The sequence below is a fragment of the uncultured Jannaschia sp. genome (assembly GCF_947503795.1).
In the GTDB taxonomy this organism is placed as follows: Bacteria; Pseudomonadota; Alphaproteobacteria; order Rhodobacterales; family Rhodobacteraceae; genus Jannaschia.
The window spans coordinates 1,466,430-1,492,587 of record NZ_CANNEZ010000001.1; the positions used below are offsets into that span (position 1 = coordinate 1,466,430).

Sequence of the window (26,158 nt, forward strand, 5' to 3'; positions counted from 1 at the left end):
GCTCGGAATTCTTTCGTACTTTTGTGCGACATGCGAACCATTGCAAGGAAAACAGCCGTGGCCCCGACGATCACCACGCTTATCCTCGGGGCCGGCGGCATCGGCACGTCGTTTGCCGCGGTGTTCCGGGACGCGGGCGCGACGGTCCACCTGGTGGACCCCGATGCAGGCGCGCGGGATGTGGCCCTGGGCCGGATCGCCGCCCACGCCGAGGCGATCTCGCTGTCGGGGCAGTCGAGAGGCGGCGCAGGTGCCGTGCATCTTCAGTCCGACATGGCGGAGGGGTTGGCCGCCGCCGATCTGGTCCTCGAATGCGGGCCCGAAGACCTTGCGTTCAAGCAAGTGGTCTTTCGCAAGATGCTGGACGGGGCGCGCGCGGATGCCGTGCTCGCGACCGCCTCCTCGGCGATCCCGATGTCGCGGATCGTGCCCGACACGGCCGATCAGCGCCGGTGCCTCGTGGCGCATCCGGTCAATCCGCCCGCCGTACTCCGGGTGGTCGAACTCTGCCCCGCGCCCGGCACCGATCCCGCCACGATGACCCGCGCGACCGACCTGCTGACGGCTGTCCGGTTCGTGCCGGTCGCGATGCAACGCGAGGTCGAGGGCTTCCTCCTCAACCGCCTGCAAAGCGCCGTGCTCCGCGAGGCCTATCGGCTGGTGGACGAAGGCGTGGCGGATGTGGACGCGCTCGACACCGTGATGCGGCTGGGGCTGGGGCCCCGCTGGGCGCTGTCGGGACCGTTCGAGACCGCCGAGCTGAACACGCCCGGCGGGATCGCCGCCCATGCCGCGCGGATGGGTCCGGCCTATGCGCGGATCGGGGCCGCGCGGGGCGAGACGGTGGACTGGCACCCTGACCTCGTGGCGCGCGTCGCGGCCGAGCGCACCGCCCTCCGCGCTGGACAGTCGCGGGGCGCGCGTCGCGCCTGGCGCACCCGCGCCGTCGCACGGTTGGTCGCGGCCCGCGACGCGCTGATGGACGATCCCGATGGAGGGTGAGTTCGTCTTCGAGGGCCGATCCGTGCCCTTCCGCCCCGGCCAGACGCTGGCCGCCGCGCTCACGGCGGCGGGCGCGCGGGCATTCCGCGAGACGGCGAGCGGCGGCACACGGGGCGTCTTCTGCGGAATGGGCGTCTGCCAGGATTGCCTGCTGAGCGTCGACGGCGCGCCGAACCATCGGGCCTGCATGACGCCGGCGACGGCGGGGGCCGTGGTCGCGCGCCAACCCGCCCATCCCGCGCTGGACCCGAAGGCGGAGGTTGCGACCCCGCCCGATGCGCTCATCCTCGCGCCCGACGTGGCGATCCTCGGTGGCGGGGCGGCGGGCCTCTCGGCCGCGATCGCCGCCGCCGAAGCCGGGGCGGACGTGGTCCTTCTGGACGAGCGGAAGGTCGGCGGCGGGCAGTATTACAAGCAACCCGCCGAGCAGCCGATGCTTGATGCCCAGCAGGCCGAGGGCGCGGCCCTTCTGCGTGCGGCGTCGCAATCGGGTGCGCGTATCCTCACCGGTGTCGAGACCTGGGGCGCCTTCGATGGCCCCGTTCTGATGGCGCAGGCGGACGGGCGCGCCGTGATCCTCCGCCCGAAGGCCGTGATCATGGCGACCGGCGCCTATGAACGGCCGATCATGGTGCCGGGCTGGACGCATCCGGGCGTGATGACGACGGGCGCCGCACAGACGCTCTGGCGCAGCTACCGCGCCCTGCCCGGCGCCCGCGTGCTGGTCTGCGGCTCGGGGCCGCTCAACGTGCAGGTGGCGGTCGAACTGGCCGAGGGGGGCGCCGATATCGCGGCCGTGGCCGAGACGGCGCCCGCGCCCTGGGCGCGCCCCGGCGCGGCGCTGGCCATGATGCGTGCGGACCCGGCACTGGCGCGCAAGGGGCTGGGCCTGATGGCCCGGCTGCGGAAGGCTGGCGCAGCGGTGCGATACGGCACGCGGCTGACGCGGGTCGACGCGGTGGATGGCGGGCTGCGCGCCACGCTGGCCGAGAAAGGCGGCGGGACGCATCAGGTCGAGGTCGACGCCATCTGCATGAATGACGGCTTCCTGCCGCAAAACGAAGTCCTGCGCCTTCTCGGGGCCGAGATGCGCTTCGATGCGGCGTACGGACATCTGCGCTGCGCGCGCGGGCCGGACATGGCCACCAGCGTGGCGGGCATCTTCGCTGCCGGGGATTGCGCCGGTCTGGGCGGTGCCCCCGCCGCGCGGGTCGAGGGCCGGATCGCGGGACGGGCGGCCGCGCGCTTCGCGGGACATGGCGGGGCAGACACCACGGGCGCGTCCGAGACCGCCGAACTGGCGAAGCACCGCCGCTTTCAGGACGCGCTCTGGCGGCTCTACGATCCGGGGCCGCAGGCGCTGGACGACATGCCCGGCGAGACGATCATCTGCCGCTGCGAGGAGATCACGCTCGACCGGGCACGCGCCTCGATCGGGACGGATGCGGGCCACGCCGGCACCCTGAAGCGCGCGACGCGGATCGGGATGGGCCGCTGCCAGGGGCGGTATTGCGGCCCCGTGGCCGCCCGCCTGGTGGCCGAGGCGAACGGCACCCCGCTGGACGACCGCAGCTTCTATGCACCGCGCGTGCCGGTGAAGCCGGTGGCCATCTCGGCCATCCTCGCGGCCCAAGAGGCGCTGGATGGAGACGCCTGACGTCATCGTCATCGGCGGCGGTATCGTGGGCCAGGTCGCGGCGATCGAGATCGCGGCCACGGGGGCGTCCGTCACGCTGATCGACGCCGGGACGAACGCGGGCTCGACCGCCAATGCCGGGAGCCTGCACGTCCAGATGCAGAGCCGGATCATGCGGCTCAACCCCGAACAGGTGCCCGCGATCGAGGCGTCGTTGCCGCTCTACCGCGCGGCGGTCGCCGAATGGGAGCGGTTGGACCGCGCGCACGGGCCCTTCGGGTTGGTGCGCAAGGGCGGGCTGATGGTGGCCGAGAGCGCGGAGCAACTGGCGTTTCTCGAAGGCAAGGCGGAGCGCGAGGCGCGGCAGGGTCTCGACGTCGACATCCTCGATCGGGACGCGCTCGACCGGATTGCGCCGTGGCTGGGGCCGCATGTGGTGGGTGCCGAGCTGTGTCGCGACGAGGGCAAGCTCGACCCGCTGGCCGCCAACCTCGCGCTCCGGGCCGAGGCGCGTCGGCTGGGGGTTCGCATCGTGGCCGACGATATCGCGGCGCTCGAGCCGGGGCCGCGGGTCACCGTCCGGGGGGGCCGCGAGACCTATGCCGCCGACCGCGTGGTCGTCGCCGCGAGCTGGGGCAGCGGGCCGCTTCTGGCGTCGCTGGGGCTTGCGATGCCGACCGTGGCCGAGCCTTTGCACATGAACATCACCGAGCCCTGCGCCGTCGCGGTCGCCCATCTCGTGCAGCATGCCGAGCGGATGATCACCCTCAAGCAAATGGCGTCGGGCCAGATCGTCATCGGGGGCGGCTGGCCCGCGCGGGGCCGCGGGCGTGCCGATCCCCCGCAGGTCGATCCCGCGTCGATGCTGGCCAACGTGGCATTGGCCGGCCGGCTGGTCCCTGCCATCGGGCACATGCGGATCCTGCGGACCTGGGCGGGCATGAACACGACGATCGACGGGATCTCGACGGCAGGCCCGGTGCCCGGTCACCCGCGCGTCGTCGTCGCGGTACCGGGGGATGCGGGCTATACGCTGGGGCCGTTGGTGGCGCGCATGGCGGCAAGCTTCGTCACCGGGGCCGCGCCGCCGGTCGATCCCGGGCCCTACACGCCGGCGCGCTTCGCGGCCTAGTGGCCGGTCTTGAGCGCGTCGCTGATGTTCTGCGTCGTCGCGAAGAGCTTCGGCAGGATCGTCTCGATCATCTGCTCGACCGGCATCCGCATGCTGGGGACGCCGACATTGATCGCACCGACGAGTTCGCCCGAGCTCATCCGGACGGGCACCGAGATCGAGATGAGGCCGAGCTCCAGTTCCTGGTCGACGAGCGACCAACCCTTCTGGCGCACTTCTTTGAGGACGCGGCGGAACCTGGATTTCTGGGTGATCGTATGCTCGGTCATCTTCTTGAGCTCGATCTCCTCGATCATCGCGTCCCAGTGCTCCGGCGCCGTGTTGGCCAGCAGCACGCGGCCGTTCGCCGTGCAATGCGCCGGGAAGCGCGCACCGACCGAGATGCCGACGGAGATGATGCGGTGATACTGGGTGCCGCCGACATAGACGACGTCGAACTTGTCGAGGATCGCGGCCGAGACGCTTTCCTGGATGTCGTCGGAGAGGTGGGCGATGAAGGGGCGCGCGATATCCCAGACGCCCTTCGACGACAGGATCGAATAGCCCAGCTCCAGCACCTGCGGCGTCAGGTCGAAGAGCTTGCCGTCGGTGACGGCATAGCCCTCGTGGACCAGCGTCAGAAGGATGCGGCGCGCGCCTGCGCGGGTGTTGCCGGTCTCGGTTGCGACCTGGCTCAGCGTCATCTTGCGGCCGGTCCGGTTGAACGCGCGCAGCACCTCGAGCCCACGGGCCAGCGAGTTGACGTAGTCGCGCGGATTGACCGACGGGTCGTCCTCGGTCGCGTCGCTGCGCCCGCCGGACATCAGCCCCGCGGAGGGGAACGTCTTCTCGCCAACGTCCTGCGCGACATCGTCCTTCCCGAATTCCTGTCCCATAAAATTCTTCCCGTCCCGAAGATTTAGCGGTCTCATAGCGATGCGTGGGCGTCCCTACCAGATCGGAGCCGGGTTCGCCGCCCGAAAATCCTCCTTGCCAGACGCCGCTCTGCAGGTGTTATATCGAACATCGGTGCGCTATGTGAACTTTGATCCAGGGAGCAAACGAATGAAGAACATGATGATCGGTCGCCGTACGGCGCTGAAGGGACTGGCGGCAACGACCGCGATGACGGCCTTGCCGCGTGCGGCGATGGCGCAGGACACCACGCTGCGGTGGTGGTCGCCGCAATCGGCACCCGCGCAGGTCGCGGCCTACGAATCCCAGATCGCGGCCTTCGAGGCGGCCAATCCGGGTGTGAAGGTGCTGTTCGAGACGACTTCGGACGAAGGCTACGCGCCGCAGCTCGCCGCCGCCTTCTCGTCGGGCGAGGTGCCGGACATCGTCACGCACCTGCCGTCCTTCGCGGTGCAGTCCTACTACTCCAACGGCCTCGTCGCGCCCTTCAACGACGTGATCGAGATGATCGGACCCGACGACTATTACGACGGTGCCAACGAGGTCTTCAAAGCCGCCGACGGCAACTATGTCGGCACGGGCATCGGCAATTCGGCGGCCAACATGCTGTGGCTGCGCACCGACCTGATGGAAGAGGCGGGTGTCGACGGCGCGCCCGAGACCTGGGACGAGCTGCGCGCAGCCTGCCAGGCGATGCAGAAGAACGGCATCTACGGCGCCCCCCTGCCCTACGGCGCGAATTCGATGACGACGCTGATCTTCTCGGGCGTCATCCACCAGGCGGGCGGCCAGATCTTCGACACCGACCTCAACGTCGCCATCGACAGCCAGGCCACGCGCGACGCGCTGGAATGGTACGCCTCCATGCGCGAACTCTGCCCGCCGGGTGCGACGAACTATTCCTGGGGCGAGGCGATCACCGCCTTCGTGTCGGGCGCCACGGCGACGGGCATCTATACCGGCCGCGTCCTCGGCAACGTCAACGCGCAGAACCCGCCGATCGCGGATCACATCACCTGCGTGCGCTACCCGACCAAGTCGGCCGATATCGCGCCCTGGACGTTCAACGACTTCCCGTCGGTCTTCATCCCGGCGCAGTCGGCCAATATCGACCTCGCCAAGCAGTTCGCGGCGTCGCTGTTCAATCCCGACGGCTATATCCAGCAGCTTCACGCCGCGCCGGGCCACGTCCTGCCGGTCCTGAAGTCCATCAACGAGAACCCGCAATATCAGGCCAACGAGATCATTCAGAAGTACCCCGAAGAGGTCGATCTGATGTCGCAGGCCGCCGCGGGCGGGTTCAACCTGGGTTACGAATCGCCCGCACATCCGTCGAACGACAAGGCCGGCGAAGTGGTCGGCTCGGGCGTCATCGCGCAGATGGTCCAGCGGGTCGTGCTCAACGACGAGAACGCCGATCAGGTCATCGGCGAGACGGCGCAAGCCATCGAAGCCATCATGAACGGCTGATACGCTCACGTCGGGGCCGCCCAATCGCGGGCGGCCCCGCAAGCCCGCGCTGGAATTCCATGGCACGCACCCAACAGACCCTGCTCGAGCGGCGCTACGCGCTTCTCGGTCTCGCGCTCATCGCGCCGACGGTGCTCGTGTTCTGCGCGGTCATCGTCTACCCGCTGATCTCGGCAGTCTATCTGTCGCTCTTCTCGATCTTTACGCCGACGCTCGAAGGGGCGTGGGTCGGGCTGGACAACTACCGCGCGCTTCTGGCGGGCGGTGAGTTCTGGTCCGCACTGCGGGTCAACCTGATCTGGACGGTCGGCACGCTGACGCTCCAGATCGTAGCGGGCGTGGGCATGGCCCTGATCCTGCATCAGAACATCTGGTTCCGCAGCCTCGCGCGGTCGCTGATCCTCTTTCCCTATTTCATCTCGACGGTCGTCGCCGTGCTCGTGTGGAAATGGCTCTTCAACGACCTCTACGGCATTCTCAACCACCTGATGATGACCGCGGGGCTGATCGACTTTCCGATCGACTACCTCGGCACGATGCCCAATGCGCTGGTCTCGGTGATCCTGGTCGGCGCGTGGAAATACTTCCCCTTCGTCGTGATCGCCGTGCTCGCCCGGCTCCAGAGCATTCCCGACGCGCTCTATGAAGCGGCGCGGATTGACGGCGCGGGGCCGATCGCGCGGTTCTTCGACGTCACGCTGCCGCAGCTGCGCGAGGTGCTGGTCGTCATCGTGATGCTGCGTGCGATCTGGGACTTCAAGGAATTCGACCTGATCTTCCTGCTGACCGGCGGCGGTCCCGTCACCTCGACCGAGACGCTGCCGCTCCTCGTCTACAAGGAGGCGTTTGCGCTCAACCAGATGGGTATGGCCTCGGCCTACGCGGTCGTCATGATGATGATCATGCTGGTCTTCATGATCGTCTACATCCGGCGCACCCGGTCGGAGGACGCGGCATGATCCGCCGGGTCGCCTTCAACCTCTTCGCATGGTCGATCGTGCTGGCCGTGGCCTTCCCGCTCTTCTGGATGCTGGTCACGTCGGTGAAGCCCCAGTTCGAGCTCTTCCGTCGTCCGCCGACGATCCTGCCCGAGACATGGACCTTCGAGCATTACGTCAACCTACTGACCGAGACGCGCTTCCTGAACTACTTCTGGAATTCGGTGATCCTGTCGACGATGACGACCTTTGTCGTCGTGGCCATCGCGACCGTCGGCGCCTACAGCCTCGTGCGGTTCCGCTACCGGGGACGCGAGACGCTCGCGTTCCTCGTGCTCTTCACCTACCTGTTGCCGTCGGTCGTGCTGATCCTGCCGCTCTACCTGATGCTCGTGAAGCTGGGGCTGTCGAACACGATCACGTCCCTCGTGATCGCCTATACGACCTTCGCCCTGCCCTACGCGCTCTGGCTCTTGCGGTCCTTCATGGCGGGCATCCCCGAGGACCTGGAATCCGCCGCCCTCGTCGACGGCGCGACCCGTATGGGCGCTTTCCGGGACGTGATCCTGCCGCAGCTCCTGCCGGGGATCATCTCGACCGCGCTCTTCACCTTCATCCTGTCGTGGAACGAGTATCTCTACGCGCTGGTGCTGGTGAACTCCGACGAGGCGCGGCCGCTCACGACCGGCGTGATGAACATGCTCATCTCGTCCTTCAACATCGAATGGTCGCTGCTCATGGCGGCATCCGTGATGATGAGCGTGCCGCTCATCATCGTCTTCGCCTTCCTCCAGAGTTACCTGACCCGCGGCTTCGGCGCGGGCGGGGTCAAGGGATAAGCCATGGCCGACGTCACCTTCACGAAGGTCCAGAAGAAATTCGGAACCTTCACCGCCGTCCCCGGCCTCGACCTCGACATCCGGCAGGGCGAGTTCGTCTCGCTGCTGGGGCCGTCGGGCTGCGGCAAGACGACGACGTTGAGGATGCTGGCGGGGCTCGAGTTTCCGACCTCGGGCGAGATCCGGATCGGGGACCGCGTCGTCAATGACGTGGCACCCGGCCAGCGCGACATCGCGATGGTCTTCCAGTCCTACGCGCTTTATCCCCACATGACCGTGGCCGAGAACATCGCCTACCCCCTGAAGAAGCGCGGCGTGGCCAAGGCCGAGCGCCGCGAGATGGTCGCGCGCACCGCCGAGATGCTGCAGATTACGCCGCTGCTGGGGCGCAAGCCCAAGGAGCTGTCGGGTGGCCAGCAGCAGCGCGTGGCGCTCGGCCGGGCACTGGTGCGCGACCCGAAGGTGTTCCTTCTCGACGAACCCCTGTCGAACCTCGACGCGAAGCTGCGCGGCTACATGCGTGGCGAGCTGATCGAGCTGCACCAGCGGCTCGGGCGGACCATGGTCTACGTCACCCACGACCAACTGGAAGCGATGACAATGTCCGACCGGATCGCGGTGATGGAGGGCGGCAAGCTCCAGCAATTCGCGCCGCCGCAGGATGTCTACCGCGAGCCGGCGAACCGCTTCGTCGCGGGCTTCATCGGGACGCCGGGCATGACGCTGATCGACGGCGAGCTGTCCCGCAGCGGCGCCGACTGGCGCTTCGATGCGCCTGGTATCTCGGTGCCCGCACTCGGGCTGGGCGACCTGGCCGAACCCGGTCCCGCCGCGATGGGCCTGCGCCCCGAGGCGCTGACCATCGGGACGGGCGACATCGCCGCCGAGATCCAGCTGGTCGAGCAGACCGGCCACGAGAACATCGTGATCGTCCGCGTGGGCGAGATCCGACTGACAGGACGCACCCAGCCGCATAAGGTCTGGTCCCCCGGCGACCGAGTCGGCATGGCCATCGATCCCGGCATGACCCATTTCTTCGCCGCCGGTCCGACCGGCGCCCGCCTTAATGCCCCCCTTCCGCCGCGCGTCGACCCGGCGGCGGCCTTCGCCCCCATGCTGAAAGAGATGACATCGTGAACCGCGACTCCATCGACTGGGCCGGCCCGATGCCGGCCGTCACGACGCCCTTCAAGGCCGATCTGAGCATCGATGAGGCCGGTTTCATCGCCAATATCGAACGGCTTTACGACGCGGGCGCCACCGGCATGGTCGTCGCGGGCTGTACCGGCGAGTTCTGGGCGCTGAGCTTCGAGGAGCGCGCGCATCTGGCCAAGCTGGCTGTCGCCGCCAGCGCCGGGCGGGGGCCCGTCATTCTCGGGACGGGCGCGGTGCGCGAAGACGAGGTGATCGACCAGATCCACGCCGCCAAGGCCGTCGGCGCGGACGGCGTCCTCGTGCTGCCGCCCTATTTCGCGATGGTCACCGATGACGAGATCGTCGCCCATTTCGCCGCCGTCGACGCGCAATCCGTGCTGCCGATCGTGCTCTACAACATCCCGGCCTGCGCCGTGAACGCGATCACGCCCGAGGTGGCGGACCGCGCCGCCGACCTCGACAACGTGGTGGCGATCAAGGAGTCGAGCGGCGACTGGAACAATTTCCACGCCACGCTGACCCGTGTGCGCGACCGCATCCGTGTGTTCTGCGGCCCGTCCTCGGTCTTCGGTGTGCCCGCGACGCTGGCCGGGGCGGACGGGCTGATCGACTGCTTCCCGAACGTCTGGGCGCCGGGATGCCTCGATCTCTGGCACGCCACCAAAGCCGGGCGGCTGGACGAGGCCTGGGCATTGCAACGCCATGGCGAGCGGATGACGGATGTCTTCACCTCCGAAGGGCTGACGCTCTACCCGGCGACGAAGGCGATCATGAACCATATGGGCGTCCCCGGCGGCGGCCATATGCGACCACCCTACCGCGATCTTTCGGGTGCGCTGCTCGATCGGCTGATCGACGATGTCACGACGCTGTCGTTGCCGCGCGCCAAGAGCGCCTGAACCACCGCACGAGGAGAGGACCGAGATGGATCTGGGATTGAAGGGCAAGCGCGCCGTCGTGACCGCCGCGAGCCGGGGGCTGGGCCTGGCCACGGCCCGCTCGCTCGCCGCCGAGGGCGTCGACGTCGTGATGAACGCGCGCGGCGAGGAGGCGCTGACCGAGGCCGCCGCCGAGATCCGCGATACCTTCGGGACCGACGCGATCCCGGTCGCCGCTGATTTCAACACCGACGAGGGCCGCGCGGCCCTGTTGGACGCGGCAGGCGAGGTCGACATCCTCGTGAACAACCCCGGTGTTCGCCAGGTCCCCACCCCGTGGGAGGAAATCACGCCCGACGACTGGCGCTACTGGCTGGAAGTCCACTTCCTGTCGTCGATGCAGATGATCCAGGCCGTGGCGCCCGGCATGAAGGCTCGCAAGTTCGGGCGGATCGTCAACATGTCGGTCAGCTTCATCAAGTTCCCGCAGGTCGGCTTCGCCCACAGCCACGCGGCGCGGCTGGCGCTGTCGGGTGCGACGGCGGCGATGACGCGCGACCTGATCGGGCACAACGTCACGATCAACACCGTCTGCCCCGGTCTCTTCGACACCGACGCGCTGCACACCAACCTGCATGGCCATGCCAAACGGGGCAACACGACCTACGAGGCGATCGTGCAGGACCGCAAGGACACCTGCCCCGCCGGCCGCTTCGCCGATCCGTCCGAATGCGGCGACCTGATCGCCTATCTCTGCTCGGCGCAGGCGGGCTTCATGTCGGGCCAGAACATCGTCAACGACGGCGGCGTCTACCAGGGCCTTTTCTGATGGCGAAGGTCGCGCTCGTGTCGGGGGGCGGGCGCGGACTCGGGGCGGCGATTACGCGCGCCCTGCTCGACGCGGGCTGGTCGCTGTCGCTAGGCCTGCGGGACGAAGGACAGGCCGCGCAGTTCGGCGCGGACCCCCACCGCCTCCACGTCGCGCGCTTCGATGCCACGGATACCACGAGCGTTGCCCCCTGGGTCGATGACGCCCATGCGCGGTTCGGCCGGATCGACGCGTTGGTCAACAATGTCGGCATCATGCGGATGGTCGATTTCGAGACCGGCTCCGAAGACGATCTCGACGCCATGTGGGACGTCAACGCCAAGGCCCCCTTCCGCCTGATCCGCGCCGCCCTGCCCCATTTGCGGGCCTCGGGCGAAGGCCGCGTGATCAACATCGCCTCGACCGACGCCAAGCGCTACCGCGGCGGCACCTCGGTCGGATACGCGATGACCAAGCACGCGCTGCTCGCGATGACGCAGGCCGTGCGTCATGCCGGCTGGGACGACGGCGTACGCGCGACCGCGATCTGCCCCGGTGCCATCGACACCGAGATGGTTGCCGACCTGCCCGGCACCACGCCGAAGCCCGACCGCTTGCAGCCCGAGACGGTGGCGTCGATGGTGGCGTTCATCCTGTCGCTGCCCAATCAGGCGAGCGTGCCGGAGTTCATTTCCAACACCCGACTGGAGACCGTCATATGACCGACGATCCGCGCATCAACGACGAGCTGGCCGCTTGGGATCGCGACAACCTGCTGCACCCGGCGACCCACACCGCGATGCATGCGCGCGGCGAGAGCCCGACGCGGATCGTCACGCGCGGCGAAGGGTCCTGGATCGAGGATCGCGACGGCAACCGGATGCTGGACGCCTTCGCAGGTCTCTACTGCGTCAATGTCGGCTATGGGCGTACGAAGATCGCCGACGCCATCGCCAAGCAGGCCCACGAGATGGCCTATTACCACGCCTATGCCGGCACCGCGTCCGAGCCCGCGATCCGGCTGGCGAAGATGGTGATGGACCGCGCGCCCGACCACATGGCCCGGGTCTATTTCGGCCTGTCTGGGTCGGATGCGAACGAGACGAACATCAAGCTCGCCTGGCATTACCAGATCCTGCGCGGCAAGCCCGAGAAGACCAAGATCATCAGCCGCTGGCGGGGCTATCACGGCTCGGGTCTGGTCTCGGGCTCGCTGACGGGGCTGAAGGGCTATCACGAGCGGTTCAACCTGCCGCTCCAAGGATTCCTGCACACCGAGACGCCGCATTACCTGCGCCGTCCCGATGCGGACATGAACGCGGCGGATCACGTCGACTGGCTGATCGGCGAGCTGGAGGCGCTGATCGCGCGCGAGGGGCCCGACACCATCGCGGCCTTCGTCGGTGAGCCGATCATGGGCACGGGCGGGATCATTCCGCCGCCCGAGGGCTACTGGGCGCGCGTGCAGGAGGTGCTGGCGCGCCACGACATTCTGCTGATCGCCGACGAGGTGGTCACGGGCTTCGGTCGCATGGGAACGATGTTCGGCTCGGACCACTACGGCCTGAAGCCCGATTTCATGACGATCGCCAAGGGCCTGACCTCCGCCTATGCGCCGCTTTCGGGATCGATCATCGGGGATCGCGTCTTCAAGGTGCTGATGGATGGCAGCGACGAATTCGGGCCGCTCTATCATGGCTGGACCTATTCGGCGCACCCGGTCTCGGCGGCGGCGGGCATCGCCACGCTGGAGCTGGTGGACGAGATGGACCTCGTGGCCAACGCGGGACGGATGGGCCCTTACCTCCTGGAGCGGCTGACCGAGGCCGCGGCGGACCATCCGAACGTGGCCGAAGTGCGCGGCGACGGCCTGCTGGTCGCGGTCGAGTTGATGGAGGACGTGGGCGCGCGGACTTGGTTCCCGACCGCCAGCGTGGCCCCGAAGGTCTCGGCGGCGATGCTGTCGCGCGGTGTGATCGGGCGGGCGATGCCGCAATCGGACATTCTTGGCTTCTCACCACCCCTCTCGGTCACGCGCGAGGAGATCGACATCATCGCGGACACGCTGCGGGCGGCCTTGTGGGAGGTGCTGCCCTGAACCCCGACGCGCCCTGGACCACGCCCGAAGCCGAGTGGCGCCGCGATGTCGAGCGCGTCCGCGCGGGTCGGCGGTTGGCCCCGGATCGCTGGCCCGACGGCGCGCGCTGCGCCTTTGCGCTGTCCTTCGATTGCGATCACGAGACGTTCGAGCTGGGCGCCGGGCGCGCGGCCATCGGGCGACTGGCCTGGGGCGAGTTCGGGCGACGGGCGGGCCTGCCTCGTGTGCTGGCCACTCTTACCCGCCACGACGTGCGCGCGACGATGTTCCTGCCCGCCGTCGCCGGCCTGATCGACCCGGGCGCCGTCGCCGCGCTGACCGGTCCCGGCCACGAGGTCGGCGTCCACGGCTGGATCCACGAGAACAATTCGAAGCTCGATCGCGACACCGAACGCGAGCTGATGATCCGCGCCCGCGATGCCCTGCGCGAGATGACGGGGACGGAGCCGGTCGGCCACCGCGCCGCGAATTGGGACCTGAGCGCGAACACGGTGGAGTTGGTGGCGGAGCTGGGATTTGCCTATGACAGCTCGCTCATGGCCGACGACACCTGCTACGAGCTGCTGTCCGACGGCACGCCCACCGGCGTGGTTGAGATCCCCGTCGACTGGGTGCGCGACGATGCAGTTTACCTTCTGTTCAACCGCGACCCGCCGACCCGGCCCTGGACGCCGCCCGAGGCCGTCTTCGACATCTTCCGCCGCGAATTCGACGCGGCCTTCGACGAGGGCGGGCTCTGCCAGCTTGTCATGCATCCCTTCGTGATCGGCTACCGCTCGAGGATCTGGATCCTCGACGAGTTGATTGCCCACGCGAAATCGCGCGGCGCGGTCTGGTTCCCGACCCATGCGGAGCTGGCCGCCTGGGTCACGTCGGACGCCGCCTACGCCTGAAGCGCCGCGATCCGGTCGAGGGCACGCGCGGCGAAGGAGATCAGGGCCTCGGCCTCGGCCACGACCTCCGGCGGGTAGCTGCCCTCGGCATCGAGGATGTTCACCGTCGCTCCGACCGTCCCGCCCCGGACGACCGGCAGGTTGACCACCGCGCCGCAGCCCAGCGACCCGATCAGCGCGTGGTCGGGAAAGACTTGCGCGATCTCCGCCAATGTCTGCGCCACGAAGACTTCGCCATCGGTCACGACGCGGGCGAACCAGTCATTCATCTCAATCGGCTTGGTCCCCGAGGTCGGATAGGCCTCCGGATGGCTGGTGAAGGCGCGTCGCGCCTCCATCGCATCGAGGTCCACCGTCATGATCGTGAAGAGCCGGGCCGGCACGCGGGCGCGGGTCAAGGCCATCAGCGCGGCATAGGCGTCGTCGGGCGTGGTCGCCTTGGACAAGGCGGTGTCGAAGGCGTCAGGCTGCATCGAACCCCTCCGCTCCGCCGGACGCGGAATAGAGCTCACGGGCATAGGGATCGGTGAAGGCGCCGTCGTGCAGGGCCGATGACAGCGCCACCTCGACCACGCGGCCATGGCGCATCACGGCCAGCCGGTCGCACATGAACCCCACCACGTGCAGGTTATGCGTCACCATCAGGTAGGTCAGGTTACGTTCGCGCCGCAACCGCTTCAGAAGGTTCAGGATTTCCGCCTGGACTGAGACGTCCAGCGCCGAGGTCGGCTCGTCCAGCAGCAGCACCTTCGGCTCCAGCATCAGGGCGCGGGCGATGGCCACGCGCTGGCGCTGCCCGCCCGAAAGCTGGTGCGGGAAGCGGAACCGAAAGCGCGCGTCGAGGCCGACGGATTCCAGCACCTCCACCACCCGCGCGCCGCCCCCCGGGGCGCCGTGGATCACCAAGGGTTCGGCCAGCGTCGCGTCGATGGTCTTGCGCGGGTGGAGCGAGGCATAGGGATCCTGGAACACCATCTGACAGACACGCGAAAACGCCCGGTCCGGGCCATGGCTGCGGGGTTTGCCCAGCACGTCGATGCCGCCCTCCCATTCGGGCGCGATGCCCGCAATGGCCTTCAGGATGGTCGACTTTCCCGACCCGGACTCGCCAACCAGCGCGAAGCTTTCCCCCTCGGGGATGGTGAGCGACACGTCGTGCACAACGGGCACGCCGCCATAGCCGATGGTCAGGTCGCGGAGTTCGATCGCGGTCATGTTCCCTCCCACGCGCTGCGGTCGAGCACGGGCAGGAACTCGCGCGTCTCGTTCATCCGGGGTGCGGCGGCGAGCAGACCCTTGGTGTAGGGATGCTGCGCCGCGGCCATGTTGACCGCATCGAAGCTCTCGACCACCTCGCCCGCGTTCATCACCAGCACGTGGTCGCAATAACGCGCCACGAGGTCGAGGTCGTGGCTGATGAGGATAAGGCCCATCCCGTTCTGCACGATCAGGTCGTTGATAAGGTCCATCACCTGCGCTTCGACCGAGACATCGAGCGCCGAGGTCGGCTCGTCCGCGATCAGCAGGTCCGGCTCGGGGATCAGCATCATCGCGATCATCACGCGCTGGCCCATGCCGCCCGACACCTCGTGGGGATACATCTGCATCACCCGCTCGGGGTCATTGATGCGCACCTTCTCGAGCATCTCGAGGACGCGGGCGCGCAGCTGCGCGCGGCTCATGCGCGCGCCGTGGACGGTCAGCGCCTCGGCGATCTGGTCGCCCATGGTCATCACGGGGTTGAGCGAGAACTTCGGGTCCTGCATCACCATCGAGATGCGCGCGCCCCGGATCGCGCGCATCTTTCGGCCCGAAAGACCGGTCAGTTCCGTCCCGTCGAAGGCGATGCGATCCGCCGTCACGCGGCCCGGCGGCCGGATCAGGCGCAGGATCGCGCGCCCGGTCAGGGACTTGCCCGACCCGCTTTCGCCCACGATCCCGAGGCGTTCGCGACCCATGGCGAAGGACACGCCCTTGACGACCTCGGCCGGGCCGTCGGGCGACGGAAAGGACACACGGAGGTTGTCGACCTTGAGGAGCGGGCCGGTCATCGGTCGGTGCTGTGCTTGGGGTCGAGCACGTCGCGCAGCCCGTCGCCGAGAAAGCAGAAGCCCAGCGAGACGATGATGATCGCGAAGCCAGGCATGGTCGCGACCCACCACTGGTCGAGGATGTAGCTGCGCCCGCGCGAGATCATCGCCCCCCATTCCGGCAGCGGCGGCTGCGCCCCGAGCCCCAGGAAGCCGAGCCCCGCCGCGATCAGGATGATGCCCGCCATGTCGAGCGTGACGCGGATGATCATCGACGAATAGCAGAGCGGCAGGACGTGGTTGAAGATTACCCGCGCCGAGGACGCGCCCTGAATCTGGACGGCCGAGATGAACTCGGCCCCCCGGAAGGTCAGGACCTCGGATCGGGCGATGCGGGCATAGGGCGGCCAGGCGGTGATGGCGATGGCGATGACGGCGTTTTCGATCCCCGGCCCGAGTGCCGCGACGAAGGCGAGTGCCAGGATCAGCTTCGGCATCGACAGGAACATGTCGGTGATCCCCATCAGCACCCGGTCGATCCAGCCGCCGAAATAACCCGAGACGGCGCCGATGATCAGGCCCAGCGGCGCGGTGATGACCGCCACGAGGACCACGATCAGGAGCGTGATGCGCGCGCCGTAGACGACGCGGCTGTAGATGTCGCGCCCGAGTTCGTCCGTGCCCATCCAGTGCGCGCCCGAGGGCGGCAGGAGGCGGTCGCCCAGCTCCTGCGCGTTGGGCGGGTAATGCGCGACCCACGGCGCGAAGAGCGCCGTCAGGACGAGCGCGATGATGATGAAGAGGCCAAGGGCCGCCAAAGGGTTGCGGAGCAGCGCCCGCGTCAGCGCATAGGCGCGCCCGGCATTCGCCTGCAGCCGCGAGGCGGGCGTCGTGTCGGTCAGCCATCGGGCAGCGGAGAAGGCCATGACGCGTCCCTAGCGGCTTCGGGCGTCGAGCACGCGGTAGAGCATGTCCGACCCCTTGTTGATGACGATGAACACGGTCCCGATCACCAGCGTCGCGCCGAGGACGGCGGCCATGTCGGCATTGAGGAGCGCGTTCGTCAGGTAGTTGCCGATGCCCGGCCAGGAAAACACGATCTCGATCAGGACCGAGCCTTCGAGCAGCGACGCGTAGCTGAGCCCTACGACCGTGATGATCGGGATGCGGATCGGGCGGAAGGCGTGAACCCAGATGACGCGCCACTCGCTCATGCCCTTGACGCGGGCGGTGGTCAGGTACTCTTGCCCCAGCTGGTCCAGCATCAGCGACCGCGTCATCCGCGAGATGTAGGCAAGGCTGTAGAAGCCGAGGATCAGCGCGGGCAGCACCATGTGATGCGCCGCGTTGCGGAACACGTCCCACTGGCCGTCGAAGGCTGCGTCGATCAGCATCACGCCCGTCACCGTCGGCACGAGCCCCTCGAAGAAGATCGAGAGCCGCCCCGGCGGCGCCGCCCAGCCGAGCCCTGCGTAGAACACCGCAAGCGCCACCAGCCCCAGCCAGAACGCCGGAACCGCGTAGCCCACGAGGCCGAGGACGCGGATCACCTGATCGACCCACGAGCCCTGCCGGTAGGCCGCCAGCACCCCCATCGGCAGCCCGAGCGCCACGCCCACGATCAGGCCGATCGTCGCCAGCTCGAAGGTCGCCGGCACGACACGGCCCAGATCCTCGATCACCGGGCGGCCCGTGGTGATCGACATGCCCAGGTCGCCGCGCAACACGTCGCCCACATAGGTCGCGAACTGCACCAGCAGCGGATCGTCGAGCCCCATCTCGGCCCGGACCTGGTTGTAGGTCTCGATCGTCGCACGCTCGCCCACCACGGCCAGCACCGGGTCGATCGGCATGACGCGCCCGATGAAGAACGTGATCGCCATCAGCCCGAGGAAGGTCAACACGATCACCAGCGTCATCGCCCCCGCCCGCATCGCACGGTCGGCGCCGCGGGATCGCGACGTGCCCATCCGCGCGGATGGCGAGCTCGTGACGGCGGTCTCGGCGCTCATGACGGTCCTCTTGTTCGCTATAAGAACGAAAGTTCAGATAATTCTTGGATTGCGCAAGCGCTTTTGGTTTAGTCGGACGAATTAAGTCGGACCGGATACGCGAGGGGCGGATCGCCCGCCCGGCCGCGTCTCCGGCATCCCCCTGACAGGAGAGAGAACCCCATGCGTTTCATCCGATCAACCATTCTGGCCAGTGCGCTGGTCTTGCCGATGGGTACGCCGGCCCTGCTGGCCGAGACGCCGGACAACATGCTGGTGGTCGCGCAGAACATTGACGACATCGTCGCGCTCGACCCCGCGCAGGCCTATGAGTTCACCGCGGGCGAGCTTCTGACCAACATCTATGACCGCCTCGTGCAGTACGATGCCGAAGACCCGACGGTCCTCGCCGCCGGTCTGGCCGAAAGCTGGGAGACGGATCCCGAGAACAAGACGATCACGTTCCAACTGCGCGACGCGACCTTCCATTCCGGCAACCCGGTGCGCGGCGAGGACGTGGTGTTCTCGTTCAAGCGCGTGGTCGACCTGAACCTGAACCCGGCCTTCATCCTGACCCAGCTCGGCTGGACGCCCGAGAATGTCGAGGAGATGGTCGCCGCCGACGGCAACACGGTGACCGTGCAATATGCCGGGGACTATTCACCCGCCTTCGTCCTGAACGTGCTGGCCGCCCGCCCCGCCTCCATCGTCGACAAGGCCCTCGTGATGGCCAACGAGGTGGACGGCGATCAGGGGAACGCCTGGCTGAACCAGAACTCCGCCGGGACCGGGCCGTTCATGCTGGCCGGGTATCGGCCGTCCGAACTGGTTCGGATGACGGCCTATGACAACTACTTCAAGGAAGGCCCCAAGATCGAGCAGGTGGTGATCCGCCACACGGTCGAGCCCGCGACCCAGCAACTCCTGCTGGAGCAGGGTGACGTGGACATGGCCCGCAACCTGACGCCCGACCAGGTGAATTCCATGAGCGGCGACGGCGCACGGGTCGAGGTCTTCCCGCAGGCCGCGATCCACTTCCTCGTCTTCAACCAGAATGTCCCGGAACTGACGAGCGAGGCGCTCTGGGAGGCGTCGCGCTACCTGATCGACTACGAGGGCATGACCGACACTTTCCTCAAGGGCCAGATGGAGATCCACCAGTCCTGGTGGCCCAAGGGCTTTCCGGGTGCGGTGACCGACACGCCCTACAGCTACGACCCCGAGAAGGCGCGTCAGATACTCGAGGACGGCGGCGTCGAGCTGCCGATCAACGTGACGCTGGACACCATCGCGGCGCAGCCCTTCACGGACATGGCGCAGGCGATCCAGAACACCTTCGCCGAGGTCGGGATCAACTTCGAGATCACCAGTGCGACGACCGCGCAGATGATCACCAAGTACCGCGAGCGCAAGCACCAGGCGGCGATGCTCTACTGGGGTCCGGACTTCATGGACCCGCATTCCAACGCCAAGGCGTTCTCGTACAACTCCAACAACGATCAGGACGCCTATGCCGCGACGACCACGTGGCGGAACTCCTGGGCCGTGCCCGAGGAGCTCAACGAGATGACGCGCGCCGCGCTGGAGGAGAGTGACCCCGCCAAGCGCGAGGCGATGTACACCGACCTGCAGCTCCGCATCCAGGAGACATCACCGATCATGATCATGTTCCAGGCGTCCTACCAGGTCGGCATGGCCGAGAACGTGTCGGGCTACGTCAATGGTGCCACCTCGGACTTCGTGTTCTACCGGCTGGTCGAGAAGAACTGATCTCCTCGACATGAAACTGCGAAGGGCGGCCCCGGTGGCCGCCCTTTCCTATGTCCGGCCGTGGTCTCGTGGGCGTGCCGACGTATCCGGCCGTAAACGACTTCGGCCACCACAGGGCGCGGACGCCGGATCTGAGGGACTGACCGGAGCTTCGCACCGCGTCCGCGAGCATTCGCGATGCAGCGCACCCGCGGGTCCAGCCCGCTAAACCTGTTGTGCAAGTCGGCGCCAACGGCGATGCAGCATAGATGGCCACCGAGATCGAGTTTTCTTCCGCGGCACTGAACGCGACGGCGCGACGGCACATTCGCGTGTTTCAGCTCCACCAGTTCCTAGACCGTCTGGCGATGGGACTGACCGTCGCCGTCGTCGCCCTGGCCTTGACCGACCGGGGCATGGACCTTTTTCAGATCTCACTTCTCTTCGGTATCTACTCGCTCACCACGATGGCGATGGAACTGCCGTTCGGCGGCCTTGCCGACAGCATCGGGCGCAAGCCGGTCTTCCTGACGGCGGTCGTCGCCAGCCTGATCTCGCTCGCCCTGTTCCTCTCTACGAGCGACTTCCATGTTCTCGCGCTGTCGTTCGCTTTCATCGGGTTCGGACGGGCGCTCAGGTCGGGGACGCTGGATGCCTGGTTCGTCGAGACCTTCAAGGCCGACGCGCCCGATGTGGACGTCCAGCCCGCACTGGCCAAGGCGCAATGGGCCAATGCCATAGGTTTGGCCATCGGTGCCGTCCTGGGCGGGCTCCTGCCCGACATTCTGGGCGAGGTCGCGACAGACCTTGGGTTCAGCATCTACGATGTGTCCTACGTGGCGAGCTTCTGCGTCATGCTCGGCGTGTTCGTCTTCACGATGTGGGCCATCGTCGAAGCCCCGAGTCCGATGAACGCCACGGCTCTGGTGCGCGGCTTCGCCAATGTCCCGACGGTGATACGCGACGCGAGCCTCCTTGCGCTGAAGCACCCCGCCCTGTCGCTGCTTCTGGCGGCGTTGGCCTTCTTCCTGATGGCGACCAACCCGGTCGAGGTGATCTGGCCGACCCATGCAAAGCCGATGCTGGACGGGGGGCTTGCCAACACCGTCATCGGCGTCGTGACCGCGACCTATTTCTTCTCGATCGCGTTCGGCGCGTTTCTGTCTCCGCATATCAGCCGGATCTTCAGACGGCGGCACGCCGTGACGCTGGCCGCGACCTTTGCGTGCCTGGCGGCGGCTCAGATCGCCTTGGCGCTGCAAGGCGGTATCGTCGGATTTGTGGCGGTCTTCGTCCTATACTCCGTGATCCTTGGTGTCAGCGAGACGCCCGCCAGCAGCATTCTGCACCGCTGCGTGGAAGACCGTCAGCGATCAACCATGCTATCCCTGCGATCGCTGATACAGCAGTTGGGGGCCGCGCTCGGCCTGCTTCTGGCCGGAGCCGTCGCCGAGATCTACTCGACGCCCATCGCGTGGATGGTCGGTGCGGCGTTCCTGATCGTTGCGGTGATGCTGATCCTCGTGCTGGCCAGCCGGCTGGCCACGGATGCGGATAGCTGAGGGCGACATCGCTCGGATCGGGCCGGACTGGGCACCGCACCACGACGCCCAGGGAGCGGCCACCGCGACCGCCCCTCGCTGTTCAATCGCCGCGCGTCACTCCACGACGGTCAGGTCCTGCCAGCCGCTCGTCAGCGCCTCGCCGCCGCCGGGACGAGCCACGATGCAATCCTCGACGCGGGCCGAGAAGTTACCCTCCTGGAAGATCGAGGGCTCGATGGTGAAGATCATGCCCTCTTCGACCGGAGTCTCGTCGCCCGCCGTCAGGAAGGGCGGCTCGTGGACGTCCCAGCCGATCGCGTGGCCCAGGCGGTGGCGGAACCTGTCGCCGTAGCCCGCATCCGCGATCACGTCGCGGGCGACCTTGTCGACCGCCTCGCAGGTGGTGGCCCCCGCCTTCAATGCGGCGATGCCCGCGTGCTGGCTCTCCATGATGAGCTTGTGGACCTTGATCTGCTCGGCATTGGGCGCGCCGAAGGACACCGTGCGCCCGAAATCGTAGCACATCCCGTCATGGATCGCGCCGAAGTCGAAGAGAACCGATACCGGCGCCGTCAGCACGCGCGGCCAGCTTTGCAGCTTGCGCCCGAAGAGGATCGGATGGTTCGGCCCGGTGTTGTAGAGCGACGTCGTGAAGGACGGCCCGAGCGAGCCCTGCTTTTTGAGCTGGTAATCCACCTCGGAGGACACATCGAGCTCGGTCATTCCGATCTTGAGGTTCTTGACCACCTCGGCGAAGGCCGCCTCGGTCATGGCGCCGGCCTGGCGCATCTTCTCGATCTCGTCGGCATCCTTGATGACGCGGAGCTTGCGGAGCATGTCGGTCGCCGACACGAAGCGCGCGCCGGGCACCAGCTTCTGCAGCTCCATCAGGCTCTCGGCCTCGGCATCGTCGGAGGTCGCGATGGTCGCGTCGTCCTTGATCCCAAGCTCCTTGAGGATGCCGCGCACCATGTCGACCGGGTCGTCCCAGTCGCCGAGGACGCGAACGTCATGGCCCTCGATGCCGCACGCCGAACCGAACTCGACCGTCATGCGCGGCAGAGTCAAAATGGGGTCGTGATCGGGCGACAGCCACGCGCCTTCCAACCACATGCCGGGATGCAGGTTGCGGCCGTAATTCGGGATGTCGCGGTGAAGCCCGGTCAGATAGTCGAGATCGGTGCCGATCGGCACGAAGACGAGATCCGCCTTGCCCGCAATGATCTCGCGGTATTTCGCCATGCGTTCCTGATAGCTCGCCATGTCAGGCCTCCTTCAAAAGCTGAGTGGGTTCGTCGTTGAGGTGGCAGGCCGACCGTCGGTCGCCCTCCAGATCGCGCAGCGCGGGCGCCTCGACCCGGCAGCGGTCCATCGCGAAGGGACAGCGCGGGTGGAAATGGCAACCCGACGGCGGGTCCATGGGCGACGGGATGTCGCCCTCGATCGGGGCGTAGGTCATGCGGCGGCGGTCGAGCCGGGGCACGCCCTCGATCAGCGCGCGGGTATAGGGATGGTTCGGCGCGTCGAACAGCGCCTCGGCCGGGCCGCTTTCGACGATGCGGCCCAGATACATGACGATGACGCGGTCCGAGACATATCGCACGACCCCGAGATCGTGGCTGATGAACAGATAAGTCAGATCAAGTTCGTCGCGCAGGTCCATGAAAAGGTTGACGATCTGTGCCTGGATCGAGACGTCGAGCGCGGAGACCGCCTCGTCGCAGACGATGAGATCGGGCTTGACGGCCAACGCGCGGGCGATGCCGACGCGCTGGCGCTGACCGCCCGAGAACTGGTGCGCGAAGCGTTCACGGAACGCGGGGTCGACGCCGCAGCGCTCCATCAGGGCCTCGACATAGGAGGTCAGCTCATCGGGGCCGACGACGCGGTGGACGCGGGGCGCTTCCGCGATCAGCTCGCCCAGCCGCTTGCGGGGGTTGAGCGACGAGAACGGGTCCTGGAAGATCATCTGCCGGTCGAGCCCGGCGCCGCGATCCGGGTGGCCGTCGTGGATGATCTCGCCGGTCGTGGGCTGGATGAGCCCGGCCACCATGCGCCCCAGCGTGGACTTGCCGCATCCGCTCTCCCCGACGACGCCGACAACCTCGCCCCGGCGCATGGCAAAGGTTACGCCGTCCACGGCGCGCACCCCGGCCCGGCGCCTGGCCAGCCCCAACCGCGCAAGCACGCGACCGATCAGGCCCGTGCCGCCGTCGAAGACCTTGGTCAGATCGCGAACCTCGAGAATGGGCGCGTCGGTCACGTCGTGCCCTCCGTCAGCGGATGGACGCAGCGCACCATCCGGCCTGGCGCGATCTCGACGGCCGGGGGTGGCGCGGCACAGGCGGCGGTGGCGCGGGCACAGCGGGGCGCAAAGGCGCAGCCCTCGGGAAGTTCGGTCAGCGACGGCATTCGGCCGGGGATCTGCGGCAGGCGCACGCCCTTGGGATGCGAGGCCGGCACGCTATCGATCAGGCCGCGCGTGTAGGGATGGGCGGGCGCGTCGATCAGGTCGTCGACCGGCCCGCTCTCGACGATGCGGCCCGCATACATCACGGCGATCCGGTCGGCGATGCCCGCGATGACGGCGAGGTCGTGGGTGATCCAGATCAGCGCCGTGCCGCGATCGGTGCAAAGCTTCTGGACGACCGACAGGATCTGGCCCTGGATCGTGACGTCGAGCGCGGTGGTCGGCTCATCCGCGATGATGACCTCGGGGTCGTGGAGGAGTGCCGTCGCGATGGCCACGCGCTGCCGCATCCCGCCCGAAAGCTGGTGGGGATAGGCGCGCAGCCGGGCCTCGGGCGCGGCGATCCCGACCTCCTGCAACGCGGCGAGGCAGCGGGCGCGGGCCGCGCGGCGACCGATGGTCTCGTGGGCGCGGAGCGCGTCGATCATCTGCGTCTCGATCCGAAGAACCGGGTTGAGCGTCATCATCGGGTCCTGGAAAATCATCGCGATCCGCTTGCCCCGCATCGCGCGCAGCCCCTCGGGCGAGAGCGCGGTGAGATCGGTGCCGGTCAGGTCCACACTCCCGCCGACGACGCGACCGGGCGGCGAGAGGAGCCCCGTGATCGAGAAGCCGGTGATGGACTTGCCGGAACCGCTTTCGCCGACCAGCGCGAGGATCTCGCCGCGCGCGACGGCGAGGTCGATCTCGCGGAGCGCGCGCACCTCCTCACCCCCGAAGAAGAACGAGGTCGAGAGGCCGCGGACATCGAGGACGGTCTCCATTCAGCGGTCCAGATGTGGGTTGAGGACGTCGCGCATCCGGTCGCCGAGGACATTGACGCTGACGATGAGGACGAGGAGCACAAGGCCCGGCAGGACGCTGATCCACCAGCGGCCCGATTGCAGATAGTCGAAGCCGTTGGCGATCAGCAGGCCGAGCGAGGGCCGCGTCGGCGGCAGGCCGAGCCCGAGAAAGGAGAGCGTCGCCTCGAGCGAGATCGCCTGCGCCATCTGGATCGTGGCGACCACGAGGATCGTCGGCAGGCAGTTGGGCAGAACGTGGAGGAACAGAATGCGCCACGGTCCAAGCCGCAGGCCGCGCGCCGCCTCGACATAGTCGCGGGCGTTCTCGACCAGTGCGACACCCCGCACCGTTCGGGCGAAATAGGCCCATTGGACCACGACGAGGGCGAAGATGATCTTGTCGACCCCGCGCCCGAGGATGACGAGCAGGACGAGTGCCACGAGGATGGTCGGAAAGCTGAGCTGCAGGTCCACAATCCGCATCAGGAGCGCGTCGACCCAGCCGCCCCGGAACGCCGCGACGAGGCCCACCAATGTGCCGACGGTCAGCGCGATCAGCCCCGAGGCGAGACCCACCAACAGCGAGATGCGCAGCCCGTAGAGCATCGCCGAGAGCATGTCGCGCCCCTGCCCGTCCGTCCCGAGCCAGTGCGTCATGCCCGAGAAGGCCTGCTCGCCCGGTCGAAGAAGGTTGTCGAGGATCGAGACCGACGCGAGGTCGTACGGGTCTTGCGGGGCGATCCACGGCGCCAGAAGTGCCAGCCCCGCCATGAGAACGAACACGAAGAGCGCGATTGCGGCCGAGGGAACGGCGAGGAATGCGCTGGTGAAGAGGCGCAGGCGGGAGGGGCGCTCGACGGCCGTGGCGGTCACGCGTCACCGCCGACGCGCACGCGCGGATCGAGGATCGAATAGACGATATCCACGAGGAGGTTCAGGCCGACGAACATCACGACGACGAAGATGAGGTAGGCCACGATCAGCGGACGGTCGAGCACCGCGATCGCGTCGATCAGCATCTTGCCGACGCCGGGCCAGGAGAAGATCGTCTCTGTCACGACGGCGAAGGCGATGACGCCGCCGAACTCCATCCCGAGGACGGTCACGATCGGGATGAGGATGTTCTTGAGGACGTGGACCCCGATGATGCGACGCTCGGCGATGCCATTGGCGCGGGCGAAGCGGATGTAGTCGGCATGCAGCACCTCGCGCATGCCCGCGCGGGTCAGGCGGATGACCATCGCCGTCATCACGAGCGACAGCGTGAAGGCGGGCATCAGGAGGTGGCGGAGGCCGTCGAGTGTCAGGAAGCTGACCTCGACGCCGAAGACGTCGGTGAGCTCGCCGCGGCCGATCGAGGGCAGCCAGCCGAGGCAGACCGAGAAGACGAGGATGAGGATGAGGCCGATCCAGAAAACCGGGACCGAGAAGCTGACCATCGAAAAGCCCATGATGGTCTTCGAGATCCAGCTGTCGGGCTTCAGGCCGGCATACATGCCCATCGGCAGCCCGAGGACGACGGCCATGACGAGGGCCACGACGGCCAGTTCCAGCGTGGCGGGAAAGCGTCCCCAGATGAGGGTCATGGCCGGTATGCCGTGGGTGAAGGAGCGGCCGAGATCGCCTTGCAGAAGGTTCGTCAGGAACAGCCAGTACTGCTCCCAGATCGGCTTATCGAGGCCGAGATTGGCGATGATGTCGTTGAGGCAGGCTTGCGTGCATTCCGACGAGGCGAAGATGTAGACGGGGTTGCCGACCACGTTGACGCCGAAGAACACCAGCATCGTCATCACGATCAGGACCAGAAGGGCCTGAAGGATGCGCTTGATGATGAACTCCAGCATCG

The 26,158-nt window shown here is 67.6% G+C and carries 25 protein-coding genes; 14 read left to right on the plus strand and 11 right to left on the minus strand.

The genetic code is table 11. From position 1 onward, the window contains the following. The first annotated feature begins 57 nt into the window (after positions 1–57). Genes Q0833_RS07755 through Q0833_RS07765 form a run of 3 tightly spaced genes read left to right on the plus strand, consistent with a single transcriptional unit; the run spans position 58 to position 3,770 of the window. Positions 58–1,002, plus strand: a complete 945-nt coding sequence (locus Q0833_RS07755) for a 3-hydroxyacyl-CoA dehydrogenase NAD-binding domain-containing protein (RefSeq protein ID WP_298432116.1) — start codon at positions 58–60, stop codon at positions 1,000–1,002. Then, positions 992–2,659 (plus strand): FAD-dependent oxidoreductase, encoded by a 1,668-nt coding sequence (locus Q0833_RS07760; RefSeq protein ID WP_298432119.1) that lies wholly within the window; start codon positions 992–994, stop codon positions 2,657–2,659. The genes Q0833_RS07755 and Q0833_RS07760 overlap by 11 nt, the downstream gene beginning before the upstream one ends. Next, entirely contained in the window at positions 2,646–3,770 is a 1,125-nt protein-coding gene (locus tag Q0833_RS07765) for an FAD-binding oxidoreductase (protein ID WP_298432122.1), read from the plus strand. Before Q0833_RS07760 ends, Q0833_RS07765 begins: the two co-directional genes overlap by 14 nt. On the opposite strand, the gene Q0833_RS07770 is transcribed toward Q0833_RS07765, so the two are convergent. Beyond that, a complete protein-coding gene (locus Q0833_RS07770; protein WP_298432125.1) occupies positions 3,767–4,645 on the minus strand; it encodes an IclR family transcriptional regulator C-terminal domain-containing protein in 879 nt (292 codons plus the stop codon). The genes Q0833_RS07765 and Q0833_RS07770 overlap by 4 nt on opposite strands. Positions 4,646–4,814: 169 nt before the next feature. Between Q0833_RS07770 and Q0833_RS07775 the strand changes: the two genes are divergently transcribed. Genes Q0833_RS07775 through Q0833_RS07815 form a run of 9 tightly spaced genes read left to right on the plus strand, consistent with a single transcriptional unit; the run spans position 4,815 to position 13,743 of the window. Continuing rightward, complete coding sequence (locus Q0833_RS07775; protein ID WP_298432129.1) at positions 4,815–6,134, plus strand: ABC transporter substrate-binding protein; 1,320 nt, start codon at positions 4,815–4,817, stop codon at positions 6,132–6,134. Between the two features lie 59 nt (positions 6,135–6,193). Beyond that, positions 6,194–7,093, plus strand: a complete 900-nt coding sequence (locus Q0833_RS07780) for a carbohydrate ABC transporter permease (RefSeq protein ID WP_298432132.1) — start codon at positions 6,194–6,196, stop codon at positions 7,091–7,093. After that, positions 7,090–7,911, plus strand: coding sequence for a carbohydrate ABC transporter permease (locus tag Q0833_RS07785; protein WP_298432135.1), 822 nt, complete (start codon positions 7,090–7,092; stop codon positions 7,909–7,911). Before Q0833_RS07780 ends, Q0833_RS07785 begins: the two co-directional genes overlap by 4 nt. Positions 7,912–7,914: 3 nt before the next feature. Further along, complete coding sequence (locus tag Q0833_RS07790; RefSeq protein ID WP_298432138.1) at positions 7,915–9,048, plus strand: ABC transporter ATP-binding protein; 1,134 nt, start codon at positions 7,915–7,917, stop codon at positions 9,046–9,048. Further along, entirely contained in the window at positions 9,045–9,965 is a 921-nt protein-coding gene (locus tag Q0833_RS07795; RefSeq protein WP_298432141.1) for a dihydrodipicolinate synthase family protein, read from the plus strand. The genes Q0833_RS07790 and Q0833_RS07795 overlap by 4 nt, the downstream gene beginning before the upstream one ends. Positions 9,966–9,990: 25 nt before the next feature. Next, complete coding sequence (locus Q0833_RS07800) at positions 9,991–10,773, plus strand: SDR family NAD(P)-dependent oxidoreductase (protein ID WP_298432144.1); 783 nt, start codon at positions 9,991–9,993, stop codon at positions 10,771–10,773. Further along, positions 10,773–11,474: an SDR family NAD(P)-dependent oxidoreductase gene (locus Q0833_RS07805; RefSeq protein ID WP_298432147.1), complete on the plus strand. Its 702-nt coding sequence runs from the start codon at positions 10,773–10,775 to the stop codon at positions 11,472–11,474. Before Q0833_RS07800 ends, Q0833_RS07805 begins: the two co-directional genes overlap by 1 nt. Further along, positions 11,471–12,850, plus strand: coding sequence for an aminotransferase class III-fold pyridoxal phosphate-dependent enzyme (locus tag Q0833_RS07810; RefSeq protein WP_298432150.1), 1,380 nt, complete (start codon positions 11,471–11,473; stop codon positions 12,848–12,850). The genes Q0833_RS07805 and Q0833_RS07810 overlap by 4 nt, the downstream gene beginning before the upstream one ends. Continuing rightward, entirely contained in the window at positions 12,832–13,743 is a 912-nt protein-coding gene (locus tag Q0833_RS07815; RefSeq protein WP_298432153.1) for a polysaccharide deacetylase, read from the plus strand. Before Q0833_RS07810 ends, Q0833_RS07815 begins: the two co-directional genes overlap by 19 nt. On the opposite strand, the gene Q0833_RS07820 is transcribed toward Q0833_RS07815, so the two are convergent. Genes Q0833_RS07820 through Q0833_RS07840 form a run of 5 tightly spaced genes read right to left on the minus strand, consistent with a single transcriptional unit; the run spans position 13,734 to position 17,707 of the window. After that, the gene (locus tag Q0833_RS07820) at positions 13,734–14,216 is read right to left on the minus strand and encodes a GAF domain-containing protein (protein WP_298432158.1); all 483 of its coding nucleotides are present in this window, start codon (positions 14,214–14,216) and stop codon (positions 13,734–13,736) included. The two genes, Q0833_RS07815 and Q0833_RS07820, sit on opposite strands and share 10 nt — an antisense overlap. Continuing rightward, complete coding sequence (locus Q0833_RS07825; RefSeq protein ID WP_298432160.1) at positions 14,206–14,958, minus strand: ABC transporter ATP-binding protein; 753 nt, start codon at positions 14,956–14,958, stop codon at positions 14,206–14,208. Before Q0833_RS07825 ends, Q0833_RS07820 begins: the two co-directional genes overlap by 11 nt. Then, entirely contained in the window at positions 14,955–15,794 is an 840-nt protein-coding gene (locus Q0833_RS07830) for an ABC transporter ATP-binding protein (protein ID WP_298432163.1), read from the minus strand. The genes Q0833_RS07825 and Q0833_RS07830 overlap by 4 nt, the downstream gene beginning before the upstream one ends. Then, positions 15,791–16,699, minus strand: coding sequence for an ABC transporter permease (locus Q0833_RS07835; RefSeq protein ID WP_298432166.1), 909 nt, complete (start codon positions 16,697–16,699; stop codon positions 15,791–15,793). The genes Q0833_RS07830 and Q0833_RS07835 overlap by 4 nt, the downstream gene beginning before the upstream one ends. A gap of 9 nt (positions 16,700–16,708) precedes the next feature. Further along, positions 16,709–17,707, minus strand: coding sequence for an ABC transporter permease (locus Q0833_RS07840; RefSeq protein ID WP_298435052.1), 999 nt, complete (start codon positions 17,705–17,707; stop codon positions 16,709–16,711). Positions 17,708–17,947: 240 nt separating this feature from the next. On the opposite strand from Q0833_RS07840, the gene Q0833_RS07845 reads away from it, so the two are divergent. Both Q0833_RS07845 and Q0833_RS07850 read left to right on the plus strand, forming a co-directional pair. Next, positions 17,948–19,534, plus strand: coding sequence for an ABC transporter substrate-binding protein (locus Q0833_RS07845; protein WP_298432169.1), 1,587 nt, complete (start codon positions 17,948–17,950; stop codon positions 19,532–19,534). A gap of 248 nt (positions 19,535–19,782) precedes the next feature. Next, positions 19,783–21,075, plus strand: a complete 1,293-nt coding sequence (locus Q0833_RS07850; protein ID WP_298432172.1) for an MFS transporter — start codon at positions 19,783–19,785, stop codon at positions 21,073–21,075. A 96-nt stretch (positions 21,076–21,171) separates the two neighbouring features. Here the strand turns inward: Q0833_RS07850 and Q0833_RS07855 are convergent, their stop codons facing one another. The 5 genes from Q0833_RS07855 to Q0833_RS07875 are packed head-to-tail and all read right to left on the minus strand — an operon-like array spanning position 21,172 to position 26,156. After that, positions 21,172–22,320 (minus strand): Xaa-Pro peptidase family protein, encoded by a 1,149-nt coding sequence (locus Q0833_RS07855; protein ID WP_298432176.1) that lies wholly within the window; start codon positions 22,318–22,320, stop codon positions 21,172–21,174. A gap of 1 nt (position 22,321) precedes the next feature. After that, entirely contained in the window at positions 22,322–23,320 is a 999-nt protein-coding gene (locus Q0833_RS07860; RefSeq protein WP_298432179.1) for an ABC transporter ATP-binding protein, read from the minus strand. Further along, complete coding sequence (locus Q0833_RS07865) at positions 23,317–24,291, minus strand: ABC transporter ATP-binding protein (protein WP_298432183.1); 975 nt, start codon at positions 24,289–24,291, stop codon at positions 23,317–23,319. The genes Q0833_RS07860 and Q0833_RS07865 overlap by 4 nt, the downstream gene beginning before the upstream one ends. Beyond that, the gene (locus Q0833_RS07870; RefSeq protein ID WP_298432186.1) at positions 24,292–25,185 is read right to left on the minus strand and encodes an ABC transporter permease; all 894 of its coding nucleotides are present in this window, start codon (positions 25,183–25,185) and stop codon (positions 24,292–24,294) included. Continuing rightward, a complete protein-coding gene (locus Q0833_RS07875) occupies positions 25,182–26,156 on the minus strand; it encodes an ABC transporter permease (RefSeq protein ID WP_298432189.1) in 975 nt (324 codons plus the stop codon). The genes Q0833_RS07870 and Q0833_RS07875 overlap by 4 nt, the downstream gene beginning before the upstream one ends. Positions 26,157–26,158 lie beyond the last annotated feature (2 nt).

Excerpts from the sequence above, each read along its gene's own strand:
- Q0833_RS07760 (WP_298432119.1), top strand. The coding sequence starts at position 992 with ATGGAGGGTGAGTTCGTCTTCGAGGGCCGATCCGTGCCCTTCCGCCCC.
- Q0833_RS07765 (WP_298432122.1), top strand. The coding sequence starts at position 2,646 with ATGGAGACGCCTGACGTCATCGTCATCGGCGGCGGTATCGTGGGCCAG.
- Q0833_RS07770 (WP_298432125.1), bottom strand. The coding sequence starts at position 4,645 with ATGGGACAGGAATTCGGGAAGGACGATGTCGCGCAGGACGTTGGCGAG.
- Q0833_RS07775 (WP_298432129.1), top strand. The coding sequence starts at position 4,815 with ATGAAGAACATGATGATCGGTCGCCGTACGGCGCTGAAGGGACTGGCG.
- Q0833_RS07780 (WP_298432132.1), top strand. The coding sequence starts at position 6,194 with ATGGCACGCACCCAACAGACCCTGCTCGAGCGGCGCTACGCGCTTCTC.
- Q0833_RS07785 (WP_298432135.1), top strand. The coding sequence starts at position 7,090 with ATGATCCGCCGGGTCGCCTTCAACCTCTTCGCATGGTCGATCGTGCTG.
- Q0833_RS07790 (WP_298432138.1), top strand. The coding sequence starts at position 7,915 with ATGGCCGACGTCACCTTCACGAAGGTCCAGAAGAAATTCGGAACCTTC.
- Q0833_RS07800 (WP_298432144.1), top strand. The coding sequence starts at position 9,991 with ATGGATCTGGGATTGAAGGGCAAGCGCGCCGTCGTGACCGCCGCGAGC.
- Q0833_RS07805 (WP_298432147.1), top strand. The coding sequence starts at position 10,773 with ATGGCGAAGGTCGCGCTCGTGTCGGGGGGCGGGCGCGGACTCGGGGCG.
- Q0833_RS07810 (WP_298432150.1), top strand. The coding sequence starts at position 11,471 with ATGACCGACGATCCGCGCATCAACGACGAGCTGGCCGCTTGGGATCGC.
- Q0833_RS07820 (WP_298432158.1), bottom strand. The coding sequence starts at position 14,216 with ATGCAGCCTGACGCCTTCGACACCGCCTTGTCCAAGGCGACCACGCCC.
- Q0833_RS07825 (WP_298432160.1), bottom strand. The coding sequence starts at position 14,958 with ATGACCGCGATCGAACTCCGCGACCTGACCATCGGCTATGGCGGCGTG.
- Q0833_RS07830 (WP_298432163.1), bottom strand. The coding sequence starts at position 15,794 with ATGACCGGCCCGCTCCTCAAGGTCGACAACCTCCGTGTGTCCTTTCCG.
- Q0833_RS07835 (WP_298432166.1), bottom strand. The coding sequence starts at position 16,699 with ATGGCCTTCTCCGCTGCCCGATGGCTGACCGACACGACGCCCGCCTCG.
- Q0833_RS07840 (WP_298435052.1), bottom strand. The coding sequence starts at position 17,707 with ATGCGGGCGGGGGCGATGACGCTGGTGATCGTGTTGACCTTCCTCGGG.
- Q0833_RS07845 (WP_298432169.1), top strand. The coding sequence starts at position 17,948 with ATGCGTTTCATCCGATCAACCATTCTGGCCAGTGCGCTGGTCTTGCCG.
- Q0833_RS07850 (WP_298432172.1), top strand. The coding sequence starts at position 19,783 with ATGGCCACCGAGATCGAGTTTTCTTCCGCGGCACTGAACGCGACGGCG.
- Q0833_RS07855 (WP_298432176.1), bottom strand. The coding sequence starts at position 22,320 with ATGGCGAGCTATCAGGAACGCATGGCGAAATACCGCGAGATCATTGCG.
- Q0833_RS07865 (WP_298432183.1), bottom strand. The coding sequence starts at position 24,291 with ATGGAGACCGTCCTCGATGTCCGCGGCCTCTCGACCTCGTTCTTCTTC.
- Q0833_RS07875 (WP_298432189.1), bottom strand. The coding sequence starts at position 26,156 with ATGCTGGAGTTCATCATCAAGCGCATCCTTCAGGCCCTTCTGGTCCTG.